This is a genomic window from Niveispirillum sp. KHB5.9 (genome assembly GCF_048066115.1).
Classification (GTDB): Bacteria; Pseudomonadota; Alphaproteobacteria; order Azospirillales; family Azospirillaceae; genus Niveispirillum.
On record NZ_JBLTYX010000068.1, the window covers coordinates 1 to 915 of the forward strand.

Below are 915 nucleotides of genomic sequence, written 5' to 3' on the forward strand. Positions count from 1 at the left end.
GGATCGAGCTGCATCCACCTCCCGTCCTGGGGATCGTACGCGCGGTTGGGCGTGTGGTACAGGCCCGTCTCCGCATCGTAGCGCATCCCGGCATACCGGAAAGACGGGCCAGCAGCGGCGGCCTGCGGCGAGTTGCCATAGGCGTCATACGTATAGGCCCCGCCCAGCTTGCCATCCGGCCGCAGCCAGCCGATCACACTGCCCTGCCGGTTGGGTAGCAGCCGGATCAACCCGCCCGCCGGCGCATGCACCGCCACCGCCGCACCACCGGTGCCGCTGGCCCGGATCGTCCTTTCCTTCAACCCGCCGGCGGCGTCGTAGGTTCCCCACTCGATCCCGTCCAGCTCCAGGTACAGGGTCGTGACATTGTTCACCTGCTTCCAGGCCCGGCCCCCCTCGGGGTAATAGCCATAGGTCGCCGCCATGCCCGACGCATTCGCGCCGGTCAGCATGTTGCGGCTGTCATAGCGCCAGGTGCGGGTGGCGGCCCCCGTGCGGTTGCCGCGACCATCATGCACCTGCGCCACCCCGTCCACCTTGGTCAGGGCGTTGATCGGCGAGGCCGGGTCGTAGCTGGTGGTTTTGGCCAGCGTCGGCGCCGGCTGCCACAGGAAGGCGGTATTGTCCAACGCCTCGCTGGTCAATTGTCCGGCCGCGTCATAGACATAGCCGGCCGTCAGCGATCCGCCCGACCAGCCATGCGACAGGCCCGTCAGCTGTCCGGCAATGTCATAGCCATAGGTGCTGGTCGCCGCCCCGCGCAAAGTGGAGGTCCGCCGGCCCAGCAGGTCGTAGACATGCCGCGTCACCGCATCGGTGCCCAGGTCCACCCCCGTCACCCGGTTCAACCCGTCATAGCGCCAGCCAACCGTCGCACCCGACCAGGTGGCGCTTGTGCGGTTGCCATCCTCGTCA

Annotated in this window: 1 protein-coding gene; it reads right to left on the reverse strand. The window is 68.3% G+C overall.

All coding sequences use genetic code 11. The features are described from left to right. Nucleotides 1-915: RHS repeat-associated core domain-containing protein (locus ACM9HJ_RS30965; protein ID WP_416575664.1), on the reverse strand; the 915-nt coding region annotated here is incomplete at both ends.